Annotated in this window: 14 protein-coding genes; 10 read left to right on the top strand and 4 right to left on the bottom strand. The window is 61.2% G+C overall.

The window, feature by feature from the left end; genetic code table 11:
* Window positions 1-17 precede the first annotated feature (17 nt).
* The 10 genes from U1872_RS20680 to U1872_RS20635 all read left to right on the top strand — a co-directional run bounded on the left by U1872_RS20680 (window position 18) and on the right by U1872_RS20635 (window position 14,339).
* A complete protein-coding gene (locus U1872_RS20680; protein ID WP_332794786.1) occupies window positions 18-695 on the top strand; it encodes a winged helix-turn-helix domain-containing protein in 678 nt (225 codons plus the stop codon).
* The gene (locus U1872_RS20675) at window positions 688-2,043 is read left to right on the top strand and encodes a sensor histidine kinase (protein WP_332794785.1); all 1,356 of its coding nucleotides are present in this window, start codon (window positions 688-690) and stop codon (window positions 2,041-2,043) included. Before U1872_RS20680 ends, U1872_RS20675 begins: the two co-directional genes overlap by 8 nt.
* Complete coding sequence (locus tag U1872_RS20670; RefSeq protein ID WP_332794784.1) at window positions 2,040-3,383, top strand: TolC family protein; 1,344 nt, start codon at window positions 2,040-2,042, stop codon at window positions 3,381-3,383. Before U1872_RS20675 ends, U1872_RS20670 begins: the two co-directional genes overlap by 4 nt.
* Complete coding sequence (locus U1872_RS20665) at window positions 3,380-4,405, top strand: efflux RND transporter periplasmic adaptor subunit (protein ID WP_332794783.1); 1,026 nt, start codon at window positions 3,380-3,382, stop codon at window positions 4,403-4,405. The genes U1872_RS20670 and U1872_RS20665 overlap by 4 nt, the downstream gene beginning before the upstream one ends.
* Window positions 4,402-7,497, top strand: a complete 3,096-nt coding sequence (locus U1872_RS20660; RefSeq protein WP_332794782.1) for an efflux RND transporter permease subunit — start codon at window positions 4,402-4,404, stop codon at window positions 7,495-7,497. Before U1872_RS20665 ends, U1872_RS20660 begins: the two co-directional genes overlap by 4 nt.
* Window positions 7,498-7,725: 228 nt before the next feature.
* Window positions 7,726-8,403 carry a winged helix-turn-helix domain-containing protein gene (locus U1872_RS20655; protein ID WP_332794781.1) on the top strand — a complete coding sequence of 226 codons (678 nt, stop codon included), beginning with the start codon at window positions 7,726-7,728 and terminating at the stop codon, window positions 8,401-8,403.
* Window positions 8,390-9,799 carry a sensor histidine kinase gene (locus U1872_RS20650; RefSeq protein WP_332794780.1) on the top strand — a complete coding sequence of 470 codons (1,410 nt, stop codon included), beginning with the start codon at window positions 8,390-8,392 and terminating at the stop codon, window positions 9,797-9,799. Before U1872_RS20655 ends, U1872_RS20650 begins: the two co-directional genes overlap by 14 nt.
* Before the next feature lie 67 nt (window positions 9,800-9,866).
* Window positions 9,867-10,871, top strand: coding sequence for a YncE family protein (locus U1872_RS20645; RefSeq protein WP_443025425.1), 1,005 nt, complete (start codon window positions 9,867-9,869; stop codon window positions 10,869-10,871).
* Window positions 10,868-11,566 carry a phosphatase PAP2 family protein gene (locus U1872_RS20640; protein ID WP_332794778.1) on the top strand — a complete coding sequence of 233 codons (699 nt, stop codon included), beginning with the start codon at window positions 10,868-10,870 and terminating at the stop codon, window positions 11,564-11,566. Before U1872_RS20645 ends, U1872_RS20640 begins: the two co-directional genes overlap by 4 nt.
* Before the next feature lie 205 nt (window positions 11,567-11,771).
* Window positions 11,772-14,339: a TonB-dependent receptor gene (locus U1872_RS20635; RefSeq protein WP_332794777.1), complete on the top strand. Its 2,568-nt coding sequence runs from the start codon at window positions 11,772-11,774 to the stop codon at window positions 14,337-14,339.
* A 303-nt stretch (window positions 14,340-14,642) separates the two neighbouring features.
* Here U1872_RS20635 and U1872_RS20630 read toward each other — a convergent pair whose 3' ends face one another.
* The 4 genes from U1872_RS20630 to U1872_RS20615 form a co-directional block, all read right to left on the bottom strand.
* Window positions 14,643-14,924 carry a hypothetical protein gene (locus tag U1872_RS20630; protein WP_229839588.1) on the bottom strand — a complete coding sequence of 94 codons (282 nt, stop codon included), beginning with the start codon at window positions 14,922-14,924 and terminating at the stop codon, window positions 14,643-14,645.
* Between the two features lie 412 nt (window positions 14,925-15,336).
* Complete coding sequence (locus tag U1872_RS20625; protein WP_332794776.1) at window positions 15,337-15,975, bottom strand: class I SAM-dependent methyltransferase; 639 nt, start codon at window positions 15,973-15,975, stop codon at window positions 15,337-15,339.
* A gap of 471 nt (window positions 15,976-16,446) precedes the next feature.
* Complete coding sequence (locus tag U1872_RS20620) at window positions 16,447-16,662, bottom strand: hypothetical protein (protein WP_332794775.1); 216 nt, start codon at window positions 16,660-16,662, stop codon at window positions 16,447-16,449.
* Window positions 16,663-16,721: 59 nt separating this feature from the next.
* Window positions 16,722-17,423, bottom strand: a complete 702-nt coding sequence (locus tag U1872_RS20615; protein ID WP_332794774.1) for a polysaccharide deacetylase family protein — start codon at window positions 17,421-17,423, stop codon at window positions 16,722-16,724.
* Between the last annotated feature and the right edge of the window lie 456 nt (window positions 17,424-17,879).

The raw sequence follows: 17,879 nt of genomic DNA, 5'->3' as shown, positions 1-17,879 counted from the left end.
GTCGAGGCCGCGATCAGATGCGCGTCCTGATCGCAGAAGATGACGATGATTTGGCCGAGTTCCTCGGGCATTCGCTCGGCGAACTCGGCCACGTCGTGACGTGCGTCCGGTCGGGGTTGGATGCATTGCATTTTGGTTCGGTGGAAGTCTTCGAGGTCGCGATCCTTGACCGAATGTTACCTGGAATGGACGGCGTCGAAATCCTGAAGCGATGGCGGGCTGCGGACATCTTGACCCCGGTCCTCATGCTGACTGCTCTTGGTGGAATCGCGGACCGTGTTGGCGGACTCAATGCGGGCGCAGACGACTATCTCGTCAAGCCTTTTGCCTTTTCGGAACTCGCTGCCCGCCTCGCGGCGCTGGCCCGCCGCCCTACGATCCGCGAGCCGCAGACGCATTTTACCGTGGGCGACGTGACGCTGGATCTTCTCGGCCGCAACGTGAAACGCGCTGGTCGCGACATCGCCTTGCAGCCACGGGAATTTGCTTTGCTGGAGCAGCTGATGCGTCACGCTGGGCGTATCGTCACCCGGACTATGTTCCTGGAGACGATCTGGGGGTACCATTTCGACCCCAAAACAAATATCGTCGATAGCCACCTCAGCCGCATGCGGGCGAAGTTGAATTTCGACTTCGATTTCGATCCGATCGAGACTGTGCGCGGTATAGGATACAGGATACGCACCGATGCCTGAACGTCGCTCCAGTGCGGCGTATCGGATCGCATTCACCTATTCAGCTGGGTTCGCGTTGCTAGTGGCCGTTTTGGGGGCGATCGTCTTCCTGGCGGCCGATCGAAGCTTCAGGCAGCAGCAGGATGCCGCAATCGCCGAGGAGTCCGCGTCGCTGTTGCGGGACTATCGCAACGAGGGCCTCGGCGATCTTCGCGAGCGGATCGATGCGCGCGAAGCCAGCCATCCGACCAATTCGTTCAGCTACGCCCTCTTCGACGGGGCAGGCAAGCGCATCGCCGGCGGCCTGAATACCAGACCGAAGGGCTCAGGGTGGCACGACATTGTCTTTGTCGATCCCGAAGAGGGGTCTGATCCGGCGCGAGCCCTAGCCACGAACCTGCCCGAAAACATCACCTTGATGGTGGCCGCGGATACGGAAGCGCTGGAGCGAATCGACCATACGATCCTCGTACTATTCGGCGGCGCATTCGTTCTTGTCCTGACAGCCGGCGCCGCAGGAGCTTTGATCCTTGGGGGCTATCTGCGCCATCGGCTCGGCCGGATCAGCGGGACCGCGCGCACCGTGATGGCCGGCGATTTCAGCCAGCGGATGCCGGTCAGCGCGCGCAACGACGAGTTCGACGCTGTCTCTGCATCGCTGAACGCGATGCTCGACCGCATCGCGCTTCTTCTGGAAAATTTGCAGCAGGTTTCCAGCGATCTCGCGCACGATTTGCGGACGCCCCTGGTCCGGATGCGCAATGGACTTGAGCGCGCGCTCGCGGACGATACGCCGCCCGGAACACAGCAGACGGCCATTCAGGCCGCGCTTCGGGAAAGCGATGATCTGCTCGACTTGTTCGCCGCGATCCTGCGGATTTCGGAAGTCGAAGGCGGCGAGCTGATAAAATCGTTTGCACCCGTCGATCTCGTCGCCTTGGTTCAGGACGTCTGCGAAAGCTGTGAACCTGCGGTCGTTGACGGCGGACGCACTCTTCGGTGCACCATCGAAGGTTCGGTCTTCATCGCTGCGGATCGGGAACTGCTGGCGCAGGCGATCATCAATCTCCTTGAAAATGCGCAAATCCATACGCCGACCGGAACGAAGATCACGATCGAGATGGTGCACCACGAAGCGTCAGCCAGCATCATCGTCTCCGATACTGGAACGGGTGTCGCCGTGGCGGACCATGACCGCATACTGCGCCGTTTCGTACGACTAGATGCCAGCCGGACCACGCCTGGCAACGGTCTGGGTCTGAATCTCGTATCCGCCATCGTGATGTTGCATGGAGGCGGCGTCACTCTGTCCGACAACGCGCCAGGGCTGCGCGTCACACTTATCTTGCCGAGGCTGCTCGAACGATGAAACGCCATTTCGCCTGTTCCTTCGCCCTACTGGCTTCGGGCTGCGCCGCCTACCATCCTGTGCCGCTGCCCCTGGCTGGCGGAAATGACCTTTCGCTTGCTTCGATCAAGGCGGTGCTGGCTCACGACGCGACGACGATCGACAGACCATATCTAAAACCGACGTCGATCGACCTATCGCAACCGCTCGATCTCAACGCGGTGGGCGTCATTGCGGTAATCGCCAATCCCGACCTTAAGGCGATGCGCGTGCGAGCAGGGATTGCCGACGCGCAGGTGTTTGTAGCGCGCCTCATGCCCGATCCGACGCTCAGTATAGGGGCGAGCAAGGTATTAAGCGGACCAGATCCGCTCCTCGACCTGACAAGAGCCCTGGGACAGGACATCAACGCGCTTCGCACGCGCGGTGCGCGCATTGCCGCAGCGGGCGCGCAAGCAAGGCAGGTCCGACTGGATCTCGCTTGGGCAGAGTGGCAAACCGTCGGTCAATCGCGGATCCAGGTCGTAAGGATCGCAGGTCTGGAGCGGATCTATGAGCTCGCGCGGTCAAGCTTCGCGGCGACGACATCTTTGCTCGACCGAACGTTGCGAGCAGCGGGGCGCGGCGACATCGGCGCGGAGCAGGTGCAAGCCGCGCGGCTCGCAGCCTTCAGCGCCCAGCAACAGGTCCGTACGAGTGAACGCGACCTCACCGCGGCGCGTTACGAACTAACGCGGTTGCTGGGTCTCCCGCCAGCAACGAAGCTGGAGCTGGCACCGCTTGCACTCCCCAAGCAACCGGTCTCGCCCTCGGCGCTTTTTGCGGTCGCTTTGCGCGAGCGGGCCGATCTCCAGGCGCTTCAGGCGGGTTACGCTTCACAGGAGGCGGCTGTGCGGCTTGCCATTCTAAACCAGTTTCCAACGCTTGCGCTGAGCGTCAATGCAAACCGGGATTCGGCCGGCAACCAGTTGCTCGGACCAGTCATCGATTTCACGCTGCCGCTGTGGAACCGCAACAGAGGTGCCATCGCGGTGGAACGCGCGACGCGAGAAGCACTGAGGGCTGAATATGACGCCCGCGTCTTTCAGACCCGCGCCCAGATAGAAGCAGCAGTGGGAGGAATCACGATCGCCCGGTCGCAACGCGACACGGTGCTCAAGGGGCTGCCGGCGCTCGAAAGGTTCGAGGTCGCAACTGCGCGTGCCGGGAAACGTGGCGATCTGCCGCCCGCCACTGCCCAAACCGCCGCGCAATCGCTGCGCGACCAGGAGACGCTGCTCGCGCAGACCACGCAGGACATCGAAGAGCAGACGATCGCGCTCGAACTGCTGACGGGAACACCGAAAGAGACATGGCCATGAATCTGAAATTGCTCGGTCCCGCTGTCGGCCTTTTTCTCACTGCTTGCTCCGGAAGCGACAGCAGCGCCGACCAAGCGGCACCTCCCACTGCTTTGGTCACGCTCGCGCAGGCGACGCAGGGCTCGATTGCCGAGACCGTGAAGCTCTACGGCGTCGCGGAGGCGGGACCTGGCGGAAGCATCGCGTTGTCGGCACCGACTGAAGCCATCGTCGCCCGCATCGTGGCGCCAGTCGGAACCAGGGTCACACGCGGTCAACTGGTCGTTCAGTTGTCTCCGGCACCTAATACCCGCCTCGACCTCGCAAAGGCCTCTGCGGATGCCCGCGCCGCCGATGCTGCCTACGCTCGCGCGCAGCGGCTTCGTAAAGACGGACTGGTTGGAGACGCCGATGTGGAAACGGCGCGGGCTGCGGCGCAGAGTGCCGACGTAACGCTGGCAAGCTTGCGCGGTCGTGCAGCTAGCCTGGCGCTGACCGCCCCCGCTGCAGGGTATGTCGCGAGTGTCGCCAACAATCCCGGTGATCTCGTTCAGGCGGGGGCGTCAATCGCGATGATCACGAACGGGAGCGGTCTGCGTGCGCGCTTCGGGGCCGATCCCACGGTCGCAAGAACCTTGTCGCCTGGTGCACAGATCAAAATCGCCGGCACCAAGGGCCGCGTGACCGTGTCCGTGCCGATCCAGTCGATTGATCCGGTCGTAAACCCGAACACCCGCCTTGAATCTGTGTTCACGACTCTGCCTCCGTCCCTCGGCATCGGCTCTGGCGAGGTGCTGCAGGGGGATGTTGCCACGCAGACCCAAAGCAGCGCGGTGACCATCCCTTATCAAGCGTTGCTCGATGATGGCGGCCAGCCATACGTCTTCGTGGTCGCGAGCGGCATCGCCCACCGTCATGACGTCCAGACCGGGCCGACCGGCGGTGATCGCATCGCGATCGTCAAGGGCGTCAGCTCGGGCGACAGGGTCGTGACCGATGGTGGGACGGCGCTCGAGGACGGCATGAAGGTCCGCACGAAGTGAAGAGAGGTATCGCTCTTCATGCGCGCGCGCTCTGGCTTGCCGCGATCCTATTGACGCTCGGCGGCGTGGCTGCCGCCATAAAGCTTCCGGTCAGTCTATTTCCGTTCATCAACTACCCGCGGGTTGTCGTGTCGATCGACGCCGGTGAACGTGACGCGGCGCAGATGACTGCGCAGATCACGCGGCCGATCGAGATCGCGCTGCGCGCGGTGCCCGGCGTTTCCGGAATCCGTTCGACAACCAGTCGTGGGACCGCCGAGGTCGCGCTTAACTTCGCCTGGGGCCACGATATGGTGTCGGCGACGCTCGCGACGCAGAGTGCGCTGGCCACTGTAGTGCCCGATCTGCCGGCCGGCACCAGGTTCGACGTTCGCCGCTCCGATCCGACCATCTTTCCGGTGCTTGGAGTTGCGCTCACGTCGAAGAGTCTCGATCAGGAGGCCTTGCGACAAATCGCGGAATTGACGGTACGGCCTGCTTTGACGGCCGTTGGTGGGGTCGCAGGCGTGGACGTGCTCGGGGGAAGCCCTCGCGAGTTCGCGGTCGTAATCGACCCCGCCAAAGCGCAGGCCTTGGGGTTGAGCCTGCAGGATGTGGTGACCGCTTTGACCAAAGCGAACGACGTTCGCGGGGTCGGTCGTATCGAGGATCGGCATCGGCTCTATCTCGTACTGGCGCAAAACCGGTTGGCGACGATCGCCGACATTTCCGCCACCCCCCTAAAGGCGGCGAGCGCGCCGAATGGTACTTCCCAGGCGGGATCCCGCGTCACCGGTGTTCCAAACCAACCGGACGTCGGCGTTTCAACGTTGGGACAAATTGCCAACATCCGTGTCTCGACAGCGCCAAGCTATACCCTGGTCACCGCCGGTGGCCAACGCGCCGTTTTGGTCAACGTTCGTCAGGCGCTGAACGGCGACACGACGAAGATCGTAAATGAGGTCAATGCTCGGCTTGCCACGCTCGGCCTGCCTCCATCCGTCAAAGTCACTCAATTCTACGATCAGTCGGAACTCGTGACGGGTGCCGCAAACGCAGTACGGGACGCAATCCTCTTGGGCGCAGTGCTGGCCGGCGTTGTGTTGTTCGTATTCTTGCGCTCGGCCCGGCTGATGGTCATCACGGGCCTGATGCTGCCCGCTGTTCTGGCGGGCACGGGCCTCATCCTGCTCGCGACCGGCATGACCTTCAACATGATGACGCTCGGCGGTATGGCAGCGGCAGTTGGCCTCGTCGTCGACGACGCCGTCGTCATGCTCGAACACATCATGCGCCGCATGCAGGAGGGAACGGCGAAAGGGGTAAAGGGGATCCTAGCAGCGGCAGCCGAGATGAGCTCACCCTTGTTTGGTTCGACCTCGGCAACGATCGTGGTTTTCCTGCCACTCGCCCTCATCAGCGGAGTGACTGGCGGCTTCTTCAAGGCGCTTGCGCTGACCATGGTCGCCGCGCTGACGTTGTCGCTGTTGTATGCCCGCTTCGTAATCCCGCTCGCGTCCGCCTATTGGCTGCGGGAGAAAGATGCCGAGGCTGCCGAAAAAGCCGGAGGGTTCATGAGCCGCCTCGATCGTGGTTATGCGCGCGCGGCTGACCGTAGCTTCGCTAAACCGCGACTGTTTGCAGCACTGTTGGGCATTGGAATGGCGGTCCTTGGTTATGCCGCGTGGAGCCACGTCCCATCAGGGTTCATGCCGCACATGGATGAGGGAGGGTTCATCCTTGACTACAAGGCGCAACCGGGTGCTGCGCTATCAGATACCGATCGGTTGCTTCGTCAGGTAGAGACGATCATCACATCGACGCCTGAAGTTACGAGCTATTCCCGCCGCACTGGCCTGCAGCTTGGCGGAGGCCTCACCGAGGCAGATGAAGGAGATTACTTCATCCGCCTGAAGCGTGGTTCGCGCCGTTCAATCGATGTGGTGATGGCCGAAGTCCGGCAGAAGATCGACGCTCAGGTTCCTGGCCTCCAGATCGAAACCGCGCAGCTAATGGAGGATCTGATCGGCGATCTCACCGCGGTGCCGCAGCCGATCGAGGTGAAACTGTTCGGCGAGAATCCCGCGGCGCTGGAACAGGCGGCCAAGCGCGTAGGGGCCTCTATCGGCGGCATATCGGGTGTGGTCGAGGTGGTCGATGGCCTGCGTGTCTCCGGCGATGCGATCGACATCACGGTCGACCCCGCGTCTGCGGCGCTTCAGGGTCTCGATCCTGATGCTGTAGCAACCCAACTCCAGGCGTTGGTCGGCGGTACTACAGCAACCCCAGTGCGGATCGGTGAGCAATTGGTGGATGTGAGAATTCGGGCACCGGCCGATTTGCGATCTCGCGCATCGGAACTCGGCCGTCTGATCCTTACAGCACCCGACGGGCATGCCGTTCGGGTCGATCAGGTCGCGAAAATATCGATCAGCGCTGGGCAGAAGCAATTGACCCGCGAAGACCTTGCCCCGTTCATTGCGGTTACGGCGCGGCTAGAGGGACGCGATTTAGGTTCTGCCATGAAGGAGGTGCGATCCCACGTCGCCGCACTGAACCTCCCGGGTTCGATCCGCGTCGAATATGGCGGATTGTATGCCCAGCAACAGCAAAGTTTCTCTGATCTTTCGATGGTGTTCGCCGCCGCGCTCTTGCTGACCGCGCTGCTTCTGACATTCTTGTTTGAGCGTTTGATCTGGACGCTGTCCGCCCTCGTTACTGTCTTGCTATCCGCAGCAGCAGTGCTGATGGGGCTATGGGTAACGGGTATTGAACTCGACATCTCGGCTTTGATGGGGCTGACCATGGTAATCGGGATGGTCACGGAGCTCATTATTTTCCTGTTCGCCGAGATCGATCGAGACAAGGTGGTCGACCTTGGTGCGCTCCGCGAGGCGGCCAGTAAACGTCTTCGGCCGATCCTGATGTCGGCGTTGATCGCAATCCTGACGTTGTTGCCGCTGGCGCTCGGGATGAGTCGCGGTTCTGGCCTGCAGAAGCCGCTTGCGACTGCAATCATATTCGGGTTGACCGCGTCGGTCCCCCTCGTGTTGCTGTTTTTGCCGGCGATGATCGCGGCGCTGACGCGGCGCCGAGCTGACCACAGTCGATAGGAGGAAGCGATTTGAGAAGGTTCTTGGTCCTGGCAGCGGTGGCGTTGACCCAGGTTCTTTAAGCATCCGATGCGGACAATCGGTATGTCCGATGGGGGTGATGGTCGTGACGCAGTCAGCCCTATGACATGCGCCGCAGGTGATCCGGGTGGTGTTTATCCCTAACTTGCTCGCTGCAGCGAGCCGTTGGCTAGTCGTTGCACAACCGCAGATGCTCGAGAGGATGCCATGAAGCTGTTGCTGCTCGAGGATGACGACGCCACACGGGTGCATCTGGAACGCACGCTGGTCGTCGCCGGCTATGTCGTTGACGTGTGCAGCGACGGGCGCCACGCGATCTCTCTCGGCTCGAGCAATGAGTACGCCGTGTTGATTTTCGATCGCATGGTACCCGGCATCGACGGTCTTGGCGTACTCAAGGCACTCCGCGCAGCCGGGGTTCGATCGCCGGCCCTGTTTCTAACCGCGATCGATGGCGTGCACGATCGCGTCGCGGGACTCGACGCTGGGGCCGACGACTATCTGGTCAAGCCGTTCGCTGCGATCGAACTCATAGCGCGCGTGAACGCGCTGTTACGGCGACGGCCTTCGACTGACGTCGTGACCGCGCTCCGCGTCGCTGATCTCGAAATCGATCTGATCAAGCGCAGTGTCAAACGGGCCGGGCAGCAGATCCTACTTCAGGCACAGGAGTTCAAGCTGCTCGAGTATATGATGCGCCATGCCGGCGAGATCGTGACGCGCTCGATGCTGCTCGAAAATGTCTGGTCGTTCCATTTCGATCCGCAAACCAACATAATCGAGAGTCATATGAGTCGATTGCGGTCGAAGGTTGACCGCGGCTTCGAGCGGGAGCTGATCCACACGATCCGCGGATCGGGTTATAGTCTCGATGCGCTGGCTTAGCGGTTTTCGCAGCGGCGCTTTTCGCTTCGCATTGCTTCTCGCACTCGTGTTTGGGGCGGGCGCCGCGCTGCTCCTCGCCGTCGTTGAACGCTCGATCTCACGCTATGCCGTTGAAGCGACCGATGGAGGCCTGAAGAGCGAAGCGGCCATCCTGCAGGGCGAGGATCGCGAGGGCGGTCGGTCCAACCTGCTCCAGGCGATCGCTCTGCATCGGAGGGCTGGCGGTGAAGAGGCCTTTCGCTACCAACTGACCGATCGCCGGGGGCGCTTGCTCGTAAACCATATCGGCACAAGCAACGCTAAGATAGGGTGGGGCGAGGTAGAGGTTTTGGACGATCCGCAGGAAGCGGACGCCCGCCCCGAAATGCTGAAGAGCCTTGGCGTGCCAATGCCCGAGGGAGGCGTGCTGGTCGTGGCAACCGATACTTACGACGTTCAGGAACTACGCCGCGGGCTTGATCGCTTCACGCTCTTCGCCGGGGTTTTCATCACGATGTTCGTGCTGCTAGGCGGGTATCTACTCGGGGGTCTGTTCATGCGGCGGCTGGACCGCGTCAACGACGCGATCGGTCGGGTCATGGCAGGTAATGTCGCGGAACGGCTGCCGACGATCGGGATCAGCCGCGAATTCGACCTTCTGTCGTCGAACCTCAATGCTATGCTCGATCGGATCGGCGCGTTGATGGACGGTTTGCGCCAAGTGACGACCGACATCGCGCACGATCTGCGCACACCGTTGACCAGGCTGCGCCAGCAACTCGAGGCGACGCGAGAGGCAAATAGTATCGACCACTACACAACGGGAATTGATGTCGCTGTTCTCCAGACCGATCAAATCCTTGCGATCTTTCGAGCATTGCTGAGGATCGGAACGCTGGAAGGGGGTGACGGCCGACAATATTTTCGCCCCGTGAATTTGAGCGAGGTCATCGGGCACGTGGTGGCAGCTCACCAGCCGGTGGCAGAAGATGACGGCAAGACCCTGCTGGCGGAGCATGAGCCTGGGCTCGTCGTCGCGGGAGACGCGGAATTGCTCGCACAAATGCTGACGAACCTGATCGACAACGCAATCCGGCACACCCCCGCTGGCAGCCTGATCGTCAGTAAGCTGGAACGCATGGACGACAGTGTCATCGCGACCATCAGCGATGATGGCCCGGGCGTTCCGGCAGGGGAACGCGTCAATGTTCTTTCCCGCTTTTACCGACTTGATCGTAGCCGTCATCTACCCGGCACCGGTTTGGGCATGTCGCTCGCCGCTGCGATTGCCGCACTCCATCATGCGCGCATCGACCTCCTGGATAATAGCCCGGGGCTGCGCGTGCGCATAACCTTTCCCAAGTCCCCGCCAACGTTAGAACACAGCGCCAGCCCGTCAAAAAACCAAGCAGATTAGCAATCCCTAACGTGACGTGCGGCACCCGCCGGGTCAGAAGGCGCTGGCTATTATCCCGGAGACCGCAATGCCCCGCCATTCGCTTCCTGCCTTGCTCGCCGCCGCTGCCATGCCGCTCGTGATCGCCGCAACTCCGGCACCGACCTATTCGGTGGCCCAGGCTATCGCCGGACCCGATGGGTCGTGGGATTATGCGAGAGCCGATGATGACGGCAGCCATGTCTATGTCGCGCGCAGCAATGCCGTCACGGTAATCGACGTGACGACAGGCGCGGTTTCTTCGCTCGGTAATGTGCAGCACGGACACGCGGTAGTGCCGCTGCCCGGGGGCAAGCTCCTCGTGACGAGCGGGACCGATGGCACCGTGCGGTTGTTCGACACCGGGTCGGGCACGGAATCCGCGAGCATTCCGGTCGGTAAGAAGCCCGATGCTGCTATCCTCGACGCCAAGATGACTCACGCGTTCGTCATGAATGCCGACAGCGGTACCGTATCGGTGATCGACCTCGCCGCGGCAAAGGTGACCAAGACCATAAAGGTGAGCCCAGCGCTCGAATATGCAGCGTTCGGGTCGGACGGCACGCTGTTCATTAATAACGAGGACAAAGACGAGATCGATACCGTCGACGTCACGCGCGGGGCTGCGGGCAAGACGATCGCGCTTCCGGGCTGCAAGGCTCCCACAGGCCTTGGCTATGACAAAGCGCATGACCGGCTGATCGCATCGTGCGCCAACGGCAAGGCCGCCATTGTTGATGCGCACAAGCGGCAGCTGACGGCGCTGGTCGATATCGGTTCGGGGCCGGATGCGGTGATCATGGATGAAGCCCGTGGTCTCGCGTTCATCCCCTGTGGAAAGGATGGCATTCTCGATATCCTCGCCCTCACTGGCGTCGCAGTGACGCATGTCGGAGTCGTCAAGACCGAGGTCGGCGCACGGACCGGAGCGCTCGATCCAAAGACGGGGTCGATCTATCTACCGACTGCTAAGTTCGGCACCCCCGCTACTGCCGGTGGCCGACCTGTGATGCTGCCTGGGTCTTTTCACGTCCTGGTCTTAAAGCGGGCGTGATCGGCAGGGCACGCGCGTACGCTAGGGAGCGTCCTGAGCTGGTCGTCCTGCTGGCGTTCGCGCTGACTGCCTTGACGCTGCTAATCATCTTCTATCTCGGCTCGGAGGTGATGGAGGGCGACACCAAGGCTTTCGACATAGCTGTCCTCACGCGCCTCCGTCACGCTACAGAGGGCGATGCGACTTGGAAAACGGCGTTGCGGGCAGCGATGCTCGACCTCACTGCGCTTGGCGACAACGCCACCCTCGTCATTGTCGTGGCAATGGTATCTGGTTTCCTCATGCTGGCGCGCCAAAGACAGCTCGCGCTTCTGCTCGTCGCCGCGTCTGCAACCGGCGGTCTCCTCACCACCGCGCTGAAGCTCTTGTTTGATCGCCCCCGTCCCGACGTCGTAGCGCATCTTGCCAGTTTTGGTACCGCGAGTTTTCCAAGCGGTCATGCGATGAACTCGGCCGTCATCTACCTTACACTTGCTGGGCTGGTCGCGCTTGCGGTGCCGACTTTGCGCCTTCGCGTCTATATCCTGTGCTGCGCCGTCGCGCTCACGTCGGCGATCGGTCTGTCGCGCCTATACCTGGGCGTCCATTGGACGACTGACGTCGTCGCCGGCTGGATCGCCGGGTCGGGATGGGCAGTGTTCTGGTGGTCCATCGCATGGTGGTTCCGAGCGCATAAAGCTTACTCGCCGAAGTAGACAGTATAGCTTTGGAGTTCGGCGGCAATGTTGGGACATCAAAACGGTCTTGCGCTGATCTCATGAAGATTGATTCTTGCCAACGTTAGGAAAACAGGCCGCAAAGTCCCATTGCTGTAACAATTCATCCCCACCCCGATGTCACCGGGAGCGTCAAAGAGCGCCGTCGATAAGGCGAGCGTACGCATAGATTGGGATGAACATCATGAAGATTCGGACGTTGTCGCTTCTCTCGACGGCGCTAGCAGCGCTTGCCCCGCTCAGCGCACAAGCACAGACCACGCCCGCGCCAGCACCGGCGGCGCAAACTGACAGCCGCGACATTGTCGTCACCGGGACTCGAGCAGCGCAAACTGCGCGCGCCGAGGAGAAAGCTGCAGTAAACCTCGTGAATGTCCAGGCAGCGGAAGACATCGTCAAATATCCCGACTTCAATGCCGCCGAAGCGCTTGGCCGCATCCCGGGCGTCAGCCTAGCGATTGACACCGGCGAGGGCCGTTTCGTCAACATCCGCGGCATCGACGGCAATCTGAACGGCACCACGTTTGGCGGCGTAACGTTGCTCAACACGCAGCCTGGCGGCACCTATTTCGGTGGTGGCGGTCGCGCCGTCGAGCTCGATACCGTGCCGATCGGTTCGATCGACCGGTTGATCGTGCGCAAGACCGGCATGCCAGACCAGGAGGCCGAGGGACTGGGCGGTTCGGTCGAACTCACACCACGTACCGCAGTCGGTTTGACGAAGCCGTTCTTCGAAGGGACCATCGGAGGCGGTTATCAGAACGCACACAAGAATGGCGACGTCTTCATCGGCGAGGTGGCGGCAGGCACGGCTTTTGGCCCGGAGAAGCAGTTCGCAATTGTGCTGACCGGCTCGTTTCATACCGACAAGCGCGGCTTTGACGATGTCGAGCCCGGTCTGCTTGACGCGGTGCAGCCCGGAACTCCGGGTGACCGCATCCTCGATTCGCTCGATCTGCGGCGCTATAGCTACAACCGCCGTCGCTTCGGCTTTGGCGGCGAGTTCGACTGGAATCCCGACGGGCAGAACCACTTTTATATTCGCGCAAACGATGCGGGCTACACCGAGTCGGTGCACCGTTCAGTGCTGCAGTATCGGGGCCTGGGTGACACTACGACCACCAATGGCAGCGTCATCACTGCAACGGGCGTCGATGCGCACGTTACGCTGCGTGACGAACAGGAGACTCATCTCAATTTCATCACGGCGGCGGGCGGCCGGAACGATCTGGGCAAGGTCATCCTCGACTACCAGCTGTCCTATACGGCTTCGACCTATCACCGTGATTACGACCGCAATTCCACCTTTACCCGCCCCGGCCAGCCGGGCTTTACCGTCGCCTATGACAATACGAGCTTGCTCTATCCCACCCTGACGCCGTCGGGCTTCAACCCGAGCGACCCGTCACAATTCACCCTTACCGGCGCGAACAACGCGACCGAGCGCGCTCATGACCGCGAATATGCGGCCGTGCTCAATGTGACTGTCCCTACCACCTTGCTTGGTGGTGACGGCGCGTTCAAGGTTGGCGGCAAGCTGCGCTTTCGTGACAAGATCGATCAGCCGAACAATCTGAGCTATGCGGGCGTGCCGGCGACGTCGTTATCTGCCGTGCTTGGGGACGGGCCGTTCTCCAACTATTACGCCGGGAACTACAATGTTGGTTATGCTCCGAGCATCTCAGGCGTTCGTGCTGTATTGGCGCCGCTAACCCATTTTACAAGTGCTGCCAACGCGGTGCGTAATGCCTCCGGGTTTTTCAACGACACCGAGAACATCTATGCGGCCTACGCGCAATATTCTGGCACGTTCGGCAAGCTAAACGTTCTTGCGGGGCTGCGGGTAGAAAACACCAACGGCACCTATCGTGGTACGACGCGCACCACCAGCGCCTTGGGCGTCGATTCGTTCTCGCCAGCGTCGCGCAAGTCGAGCTACACCAATTTTTTCCCGACCGTGCAGCTTCGCTACGATCTGGCGCAGAACTTAGTCGCGCGTGCAACCTATTCGACCGGGATCGGGCGCCCGGGCTTCCTGCAACTGCTGTCCGGCGCGACAGTGGATGTCGGCAACCGTGCGGTTTCTGTCGGTAACGCGAGTCTCAAGCCAACGACGGTTAACGCGTTTGACGGGCAGGTCGAATATTATCTGCCGAATTCAGGCATCGTATCGTTCGGTGCATTCGACAAGGAGTTCAACAATTACATCATTAACGGCGTCACCCGGGATCCCAACTATCCCGGCATAACCGATGGCATCACCACGATCACGACCTACACAAACGTCGCCAGCTCACACGCCCGTGGCATCGAAGCGCAGTACAGCCAGAAGTTCACCTTCCTGCCGGCGCCGTTTGATGGCTTCGGCGCCCTGGGCAATGTGACCTATGTCTGGTCGAAGTTCGCCATTCGACCGGGCGAGACGAGCCGTCTGCCGGGCACGTCGCCGCTGACCTACAATCTCAGCCTGTTCTACGAAGCGCATAAGGCACAGCTGCGGCTGTCGCTCAGCCATGTCGATGGCGCCATCTTCGGTGTCGGCGGAGCTTCCGGATTCGATACCTTCGAAGATCAGCGGACTCAGCTCGACCTGACGTCGTCGTATCAGGTGACGCAGCATATGGCCGTGTATTTCAACGCGAAAAACCTCAACAATTCACCGCTCCGCTATTATGAAGGCTTGCCCAACCGGACGACGCAGCGCGAATTTTATGACCAGAGCTATGAGGCTGGCTTTAGGTTCAAGTTCTGAGGTCGAGCGAACAGCAACATCGGCAAGAGCGATCCGTTAGCCGTAATGCGACTTTGCGAGCCCAGTCGGTTACGAGCGGTCGGGAGGACGTTATTTCGAGAGCGGCTTTACTCACATTTCGTAACGCGCGCCGCGGTTACGAGATACGCGCCATAGTGGGGTCGCAGCGTTCGTATCTATGCGGCCTTGGACCCGGCGTGGCCGCCCGGTAGCAGGTCCGAAGAAACAAATCGTCTCGCGGTTCGCCACGACTTGGTAGCGATGAAGCGCGGATTTCGCACCTCATCGCTACTCGGTGCGGCGTTATTTTTTGGCGGCCGAGTCCATGGCATCCGCCTTGTTCTCGCCAGCCTCGCGGACCGCGTCCGCTTTGTTGTTCAAGGCATCAGCGCGATTGTCCATCGCGACTTCGGTGTTGCCACCCATAGCGTCGGCGGTATCCCGGATTGCAGATGCATTTGCGTCCATCTTGTCCGCGGCATTGTCGGTAACAGCGGCCACGTTGTCGGCAGCAGCGGTTTTGTGACCGCACGCGGTGAGCGACAGCAGGCAGAAGCCTGCGGCGAGCACGAGTTTCTTGTTCATTTGCATCCCCTAGAGAGTTGCTCGACCGATCTGTCGATGCGTCCGCGATCTTCCTGAAATCTTCGCGGGCAGCAAGTGGAAAGCGATCATTGGACTGGCGCATGATCGCCCATGGGATTACATTTCGATCACCACGGACGATGGTTCGGGTGGGCCGCCGCGCTCTTAGCTCCCAAGCCAGCGCGGCGGCTCCGTTGCTTCATGTTTTCTGAGCGAGAGCAACGGCCCTGGAAGGCCATGCTGCAGATCTCGCTGCCGTGAGACGAGATCCCAGTCTGAAGAATCTGATTGATCAACCAACCCGCATTGGGTTTTGAGCCCGAATATTCGTGGTTGGGAGTGCTTAACTTGGCGAGCGCAAGCGATCTCGCGGCCCACCGAGTCACCGGTAGCTCGCACACACAGGTCGCCCTCACTTGACCAGCACGGTCACACGGAGGAACGCTGCCGATATTGCCGTCACATCGTTGACGGGTCTGTGATTTTGCTGTTCGAACAGCGCGAGGAGCTCACTCTTCAGCTGCTCGGCGCGGCCGTTGCTCTCGGCCGACTTAACCGCGTTAATCGTCGGGCCGTAGAATTGGATGAAATCGTTCAGGAACGCCGCGGGCGGGCCTGGATATTCGAAGGCGTAAGTATCTCGGCTACACGAGATGCAGCTCAATTCGATGTCGGCGACTTGGAAACGTGCGACCTTCTCGTCCTCCTTGTCCCAAAGCATCGGACTGACGAAGCCGGCGGGCAGCGGTGGCGAGTAGGCCGAGCTGATCTTTAGCACCTGCGCGACGAGCGTCGGATCGCCGGGTATCCAGTTTCCCATTACGATCCTTCCGCCCGGCCGAGTCACGCGGTCCATCTTTTTCGCGACGTCTGAGGGCGACGGCGCAAACATCGCACCGAAGATGCTAATGACGAGGTCGAACCGATCATTCTCGATATCATCGAGGTGCGAAGCGTCGCCCTCTTGGAAATGCAGATTGTTCAGCCCTTCGGCTGCGGCCCGCCTGTTGCGGGCTGCGACAAGGTTACTCGCAATATCGACACCGAGCACGTCCGCTCCGAGCTTGCGGCAGGTACCGCGGTAGTTCCGTCTCCGCAGCCGAGATCCAGTACACTCTGACCGCTCTTGATCCCGATCGACGCCGCCAGTGCCGTGCCGCTATCCGCGTGAAGTCGCCCTTCTCCCAAAGTGCCTTGTTTGCGTTCATGGATCCCTCCCTGTCTGCATCTTGCCCATACCCTAATATCGCTGAGCTCGCGAGTCGGGTGGTGACGGTAAATCTCCGGTGAGTGTTCTTGTTTCAAAGCCCACAACATGATCGACCCCTCCGCACCCCACACTGTCGAATTAGCCGAATCCCCTATTGGCCGGCGACGAGGTCCCGAATATGGCTGCCGCTGAAGAAGCTGTCCGAACGCGGTGGCGCGCCCGGACGCATATCGTCGTTATTGTCGCCGTGTCGCGAAAGCTGTTCGATGAGGCAATCTCGCGAGCGCGGCGCGAGGGGCCGCCTATAAGGCACTACGGCGTTACGGGTATGTCGCTGCTAAGTGGCGACACGGCGCGCGGAACCTCCTTCAATTCCAGCCTCATGTCGCTCGCGGCAATAGCACTTGGGGCATCAGGGATGCTCTCGAACGGCAGGTCGCGGTGTAGGGTCGATGACCAGCGCTCCAGCCACTCGTTGCCGTCGCGCCCAACATATTGATCGGGCGTGCGATAGGCGGGGTCGCGCATGGCAGCGTCCAGCGACACGACCCTCAGCCCCTCGGCACGCAGGATGCCCGCAAGCCCCTCTAGGCCGGCTGCGTTAAGCCGGCTGGCATGGAGCAGAAACACGAATGCGGGCTGGCGCCCGAACAACGCGCGGCCTGCCAGTCATACCAACCGACGATCCTCCGCGTGAACGCAAGGTATGAGCGCCTTATGGCTGCCGCCCCGCGCGCATCCCCGCGCTCGACTGCATCATCGTAGGGTGCCGAGAACTGCCAGTCGCTATTTTCCATCGTGACCGGGGCCACCCAATACCTACGGCTTCGTAGCCAGTCCTCGAGCGTGGCGCGTGCCGCCACGGTCGTGCCCGTCTCCAGATAGGGATATCGGAACCATCGCTCGCGGCGACCCTCGGCGGCAAGGAGCGGGGATGTAACCATCTCGCCGCGGGCGACATCGGCGATGTAAGCGTCGACCGGTGTCGTGTTCAGAGACAGGTGCGAGAAGGTGTGGTTGCCGAGGTCCATGCCGGCGTCGAGCCATTGCTGTAGCAGCGCGATGCGTTGCTGACGGTCGGCGGCTTCGAGTTGGATCTCGTTGACGAATCCGGTCACCTTCCAGCGGTGCCGCGTCATACCTACGAGCAGACGGTCAGTGACCTCGGCACCATCTGCCGCGGACTCGAATTTTCCGAAGACCGGCAGGTCGTCGAACGTAAGCGCGACGCGCCCGGACGAAGTTAATCCCGCGGACGGCAGGGCCGTCAGCGCCGAAAGCAAGAGCATGGCGCGGGCGGCTCGCTTCCACCGGACCGCTATCACTTAGCGAAGAGCGTCGCGGCGTTCGCGGTCACCGGGCATTGCCCGCCACGAAGGCGCGATGAAGGACATCGATCTGTCGCCCAAGACGAAATTGGCAATCCGGCCCGCTTGGCAAACAGTCAAGCTAGGCGAGGATGAGATGCGTGATTTGAAGCATTTGATGTAATCCTGAGGCCTGCCGCCGGGCAGCGGACCGCCGGCTGGCCGATCTACCCTGTACTGCTTTCCATATGAAACATTGACGGAACATTAGGATTTACGATTTTCTTAATTTCGGCGTTGCCGATCTAAAGTTCTCTTCGTTATGTTGAATCGACCATCCGATTGCAACTAGCCCTCGAAATCGCTCCGTTTGGTTCGGGCACATGCTAAAGGCAGCGTGAGCGTCCGAAACTGGGTCGTGGCAATGCCCGACCGGAA

The sequence above is a fragment of the Parasphingomonas frigoris genome (assembly GCF_036663815.1).
Lineage (GTDB): Bacteria > Pseudomonadota > Alphaproteobacteria > Sphingomonadales > Sphingomonadaceae > Sphingomonas.
Note: the sequence above shows the minus strand (reverse complement) of the source record. Positions and strands in the feature narration are given on the sequence as shown.

What these genes read in the sequence shown, in the direction of transcription:
- U1872_RS20680 (WP_332794786.1), top strand. Translation starts at nt 18, where the DNA reads ATGCGCGTCCTGATCGCAGAAGATGACGATGATTTGGCCGAGTTCCTC.
- U1872_RS20675 (WP_332794785.1), top strand. Translation starts at nt 688, where the DNA reads ATGCCTGAACGTCGCTCCAGTGCGGCGTATCGGATCGCATTCACCTAT.
- U1872_RS20670 (WP_332794784.1), top strand. Translation starts at nt 2,040, where the DNA reads ATGAAACGCCATTTCGCCTGTTCCTTCGCCCTACTGGCTTCGGGCTGC.
- U1872_RS20665 (WP_332794783.1), top strand. Translation starts at nt 3,380, where the DNA reads ATGAATCTGAAATTGCTCGGTCCCGCTGTCGGCCTTTTTCTCACTGCT.
- U1872_RS20655 (WP_332794781.1), top strand. Translation starts at nt 7,726, where the DNA reads ATGAAGCTGTTGCTGCTCGAGGATGACGACGCCACACGGGTGCATCTG.
- U1872_RS20650 (WP_332794780.1), top strand. Translation starts at nt 8,390, where the DNA reads ATGCGCTGGCTTAGCGGTTTTCGCAGCGGCGCTTTTCGCTTCGCATTG.
- U1872_RS20645 (WP_443025425.1), top strand. Translation starts at nt 9,867, where the DNA reads ATGCCCCGCCATTCGCTTCCTGCCTTGCTCGCCGCCGCTGCCATGCCG.
- U1872_RS20635 (WP_332794777.1), top strand. Translation starts at nt 11,772, where the DNA reads ATGAAGATTCGGACGTTGTCGCTTCTCTCGACGGCGCTAGCAGCGCTT.
- U1872_RS20630 (WP_229839588.1), bottom strand. Translation starts at nt 14,924, where the DNA reads ATGAACAAGAAACTCGTGCTCGCCGCAGGCTTCTGCCTGCTGTCGCTC.
- U1872_RS20620 (WP_332794775.1), bottom strand. Translation starts at nt 16,662, where the DNA reads ATGCGCGACCCCGCCTATCGCACGCCCGATCAATATGTTGGGCGCGAC.
- U1872_RS20615 (WP_332794774.1), bottom strand. Translation starts at nt 17,423, where the DNA reads ATGCTCTTGCTTTCGGCGCTGACGGCCCTGCCGTCCGCGGGATTAACT.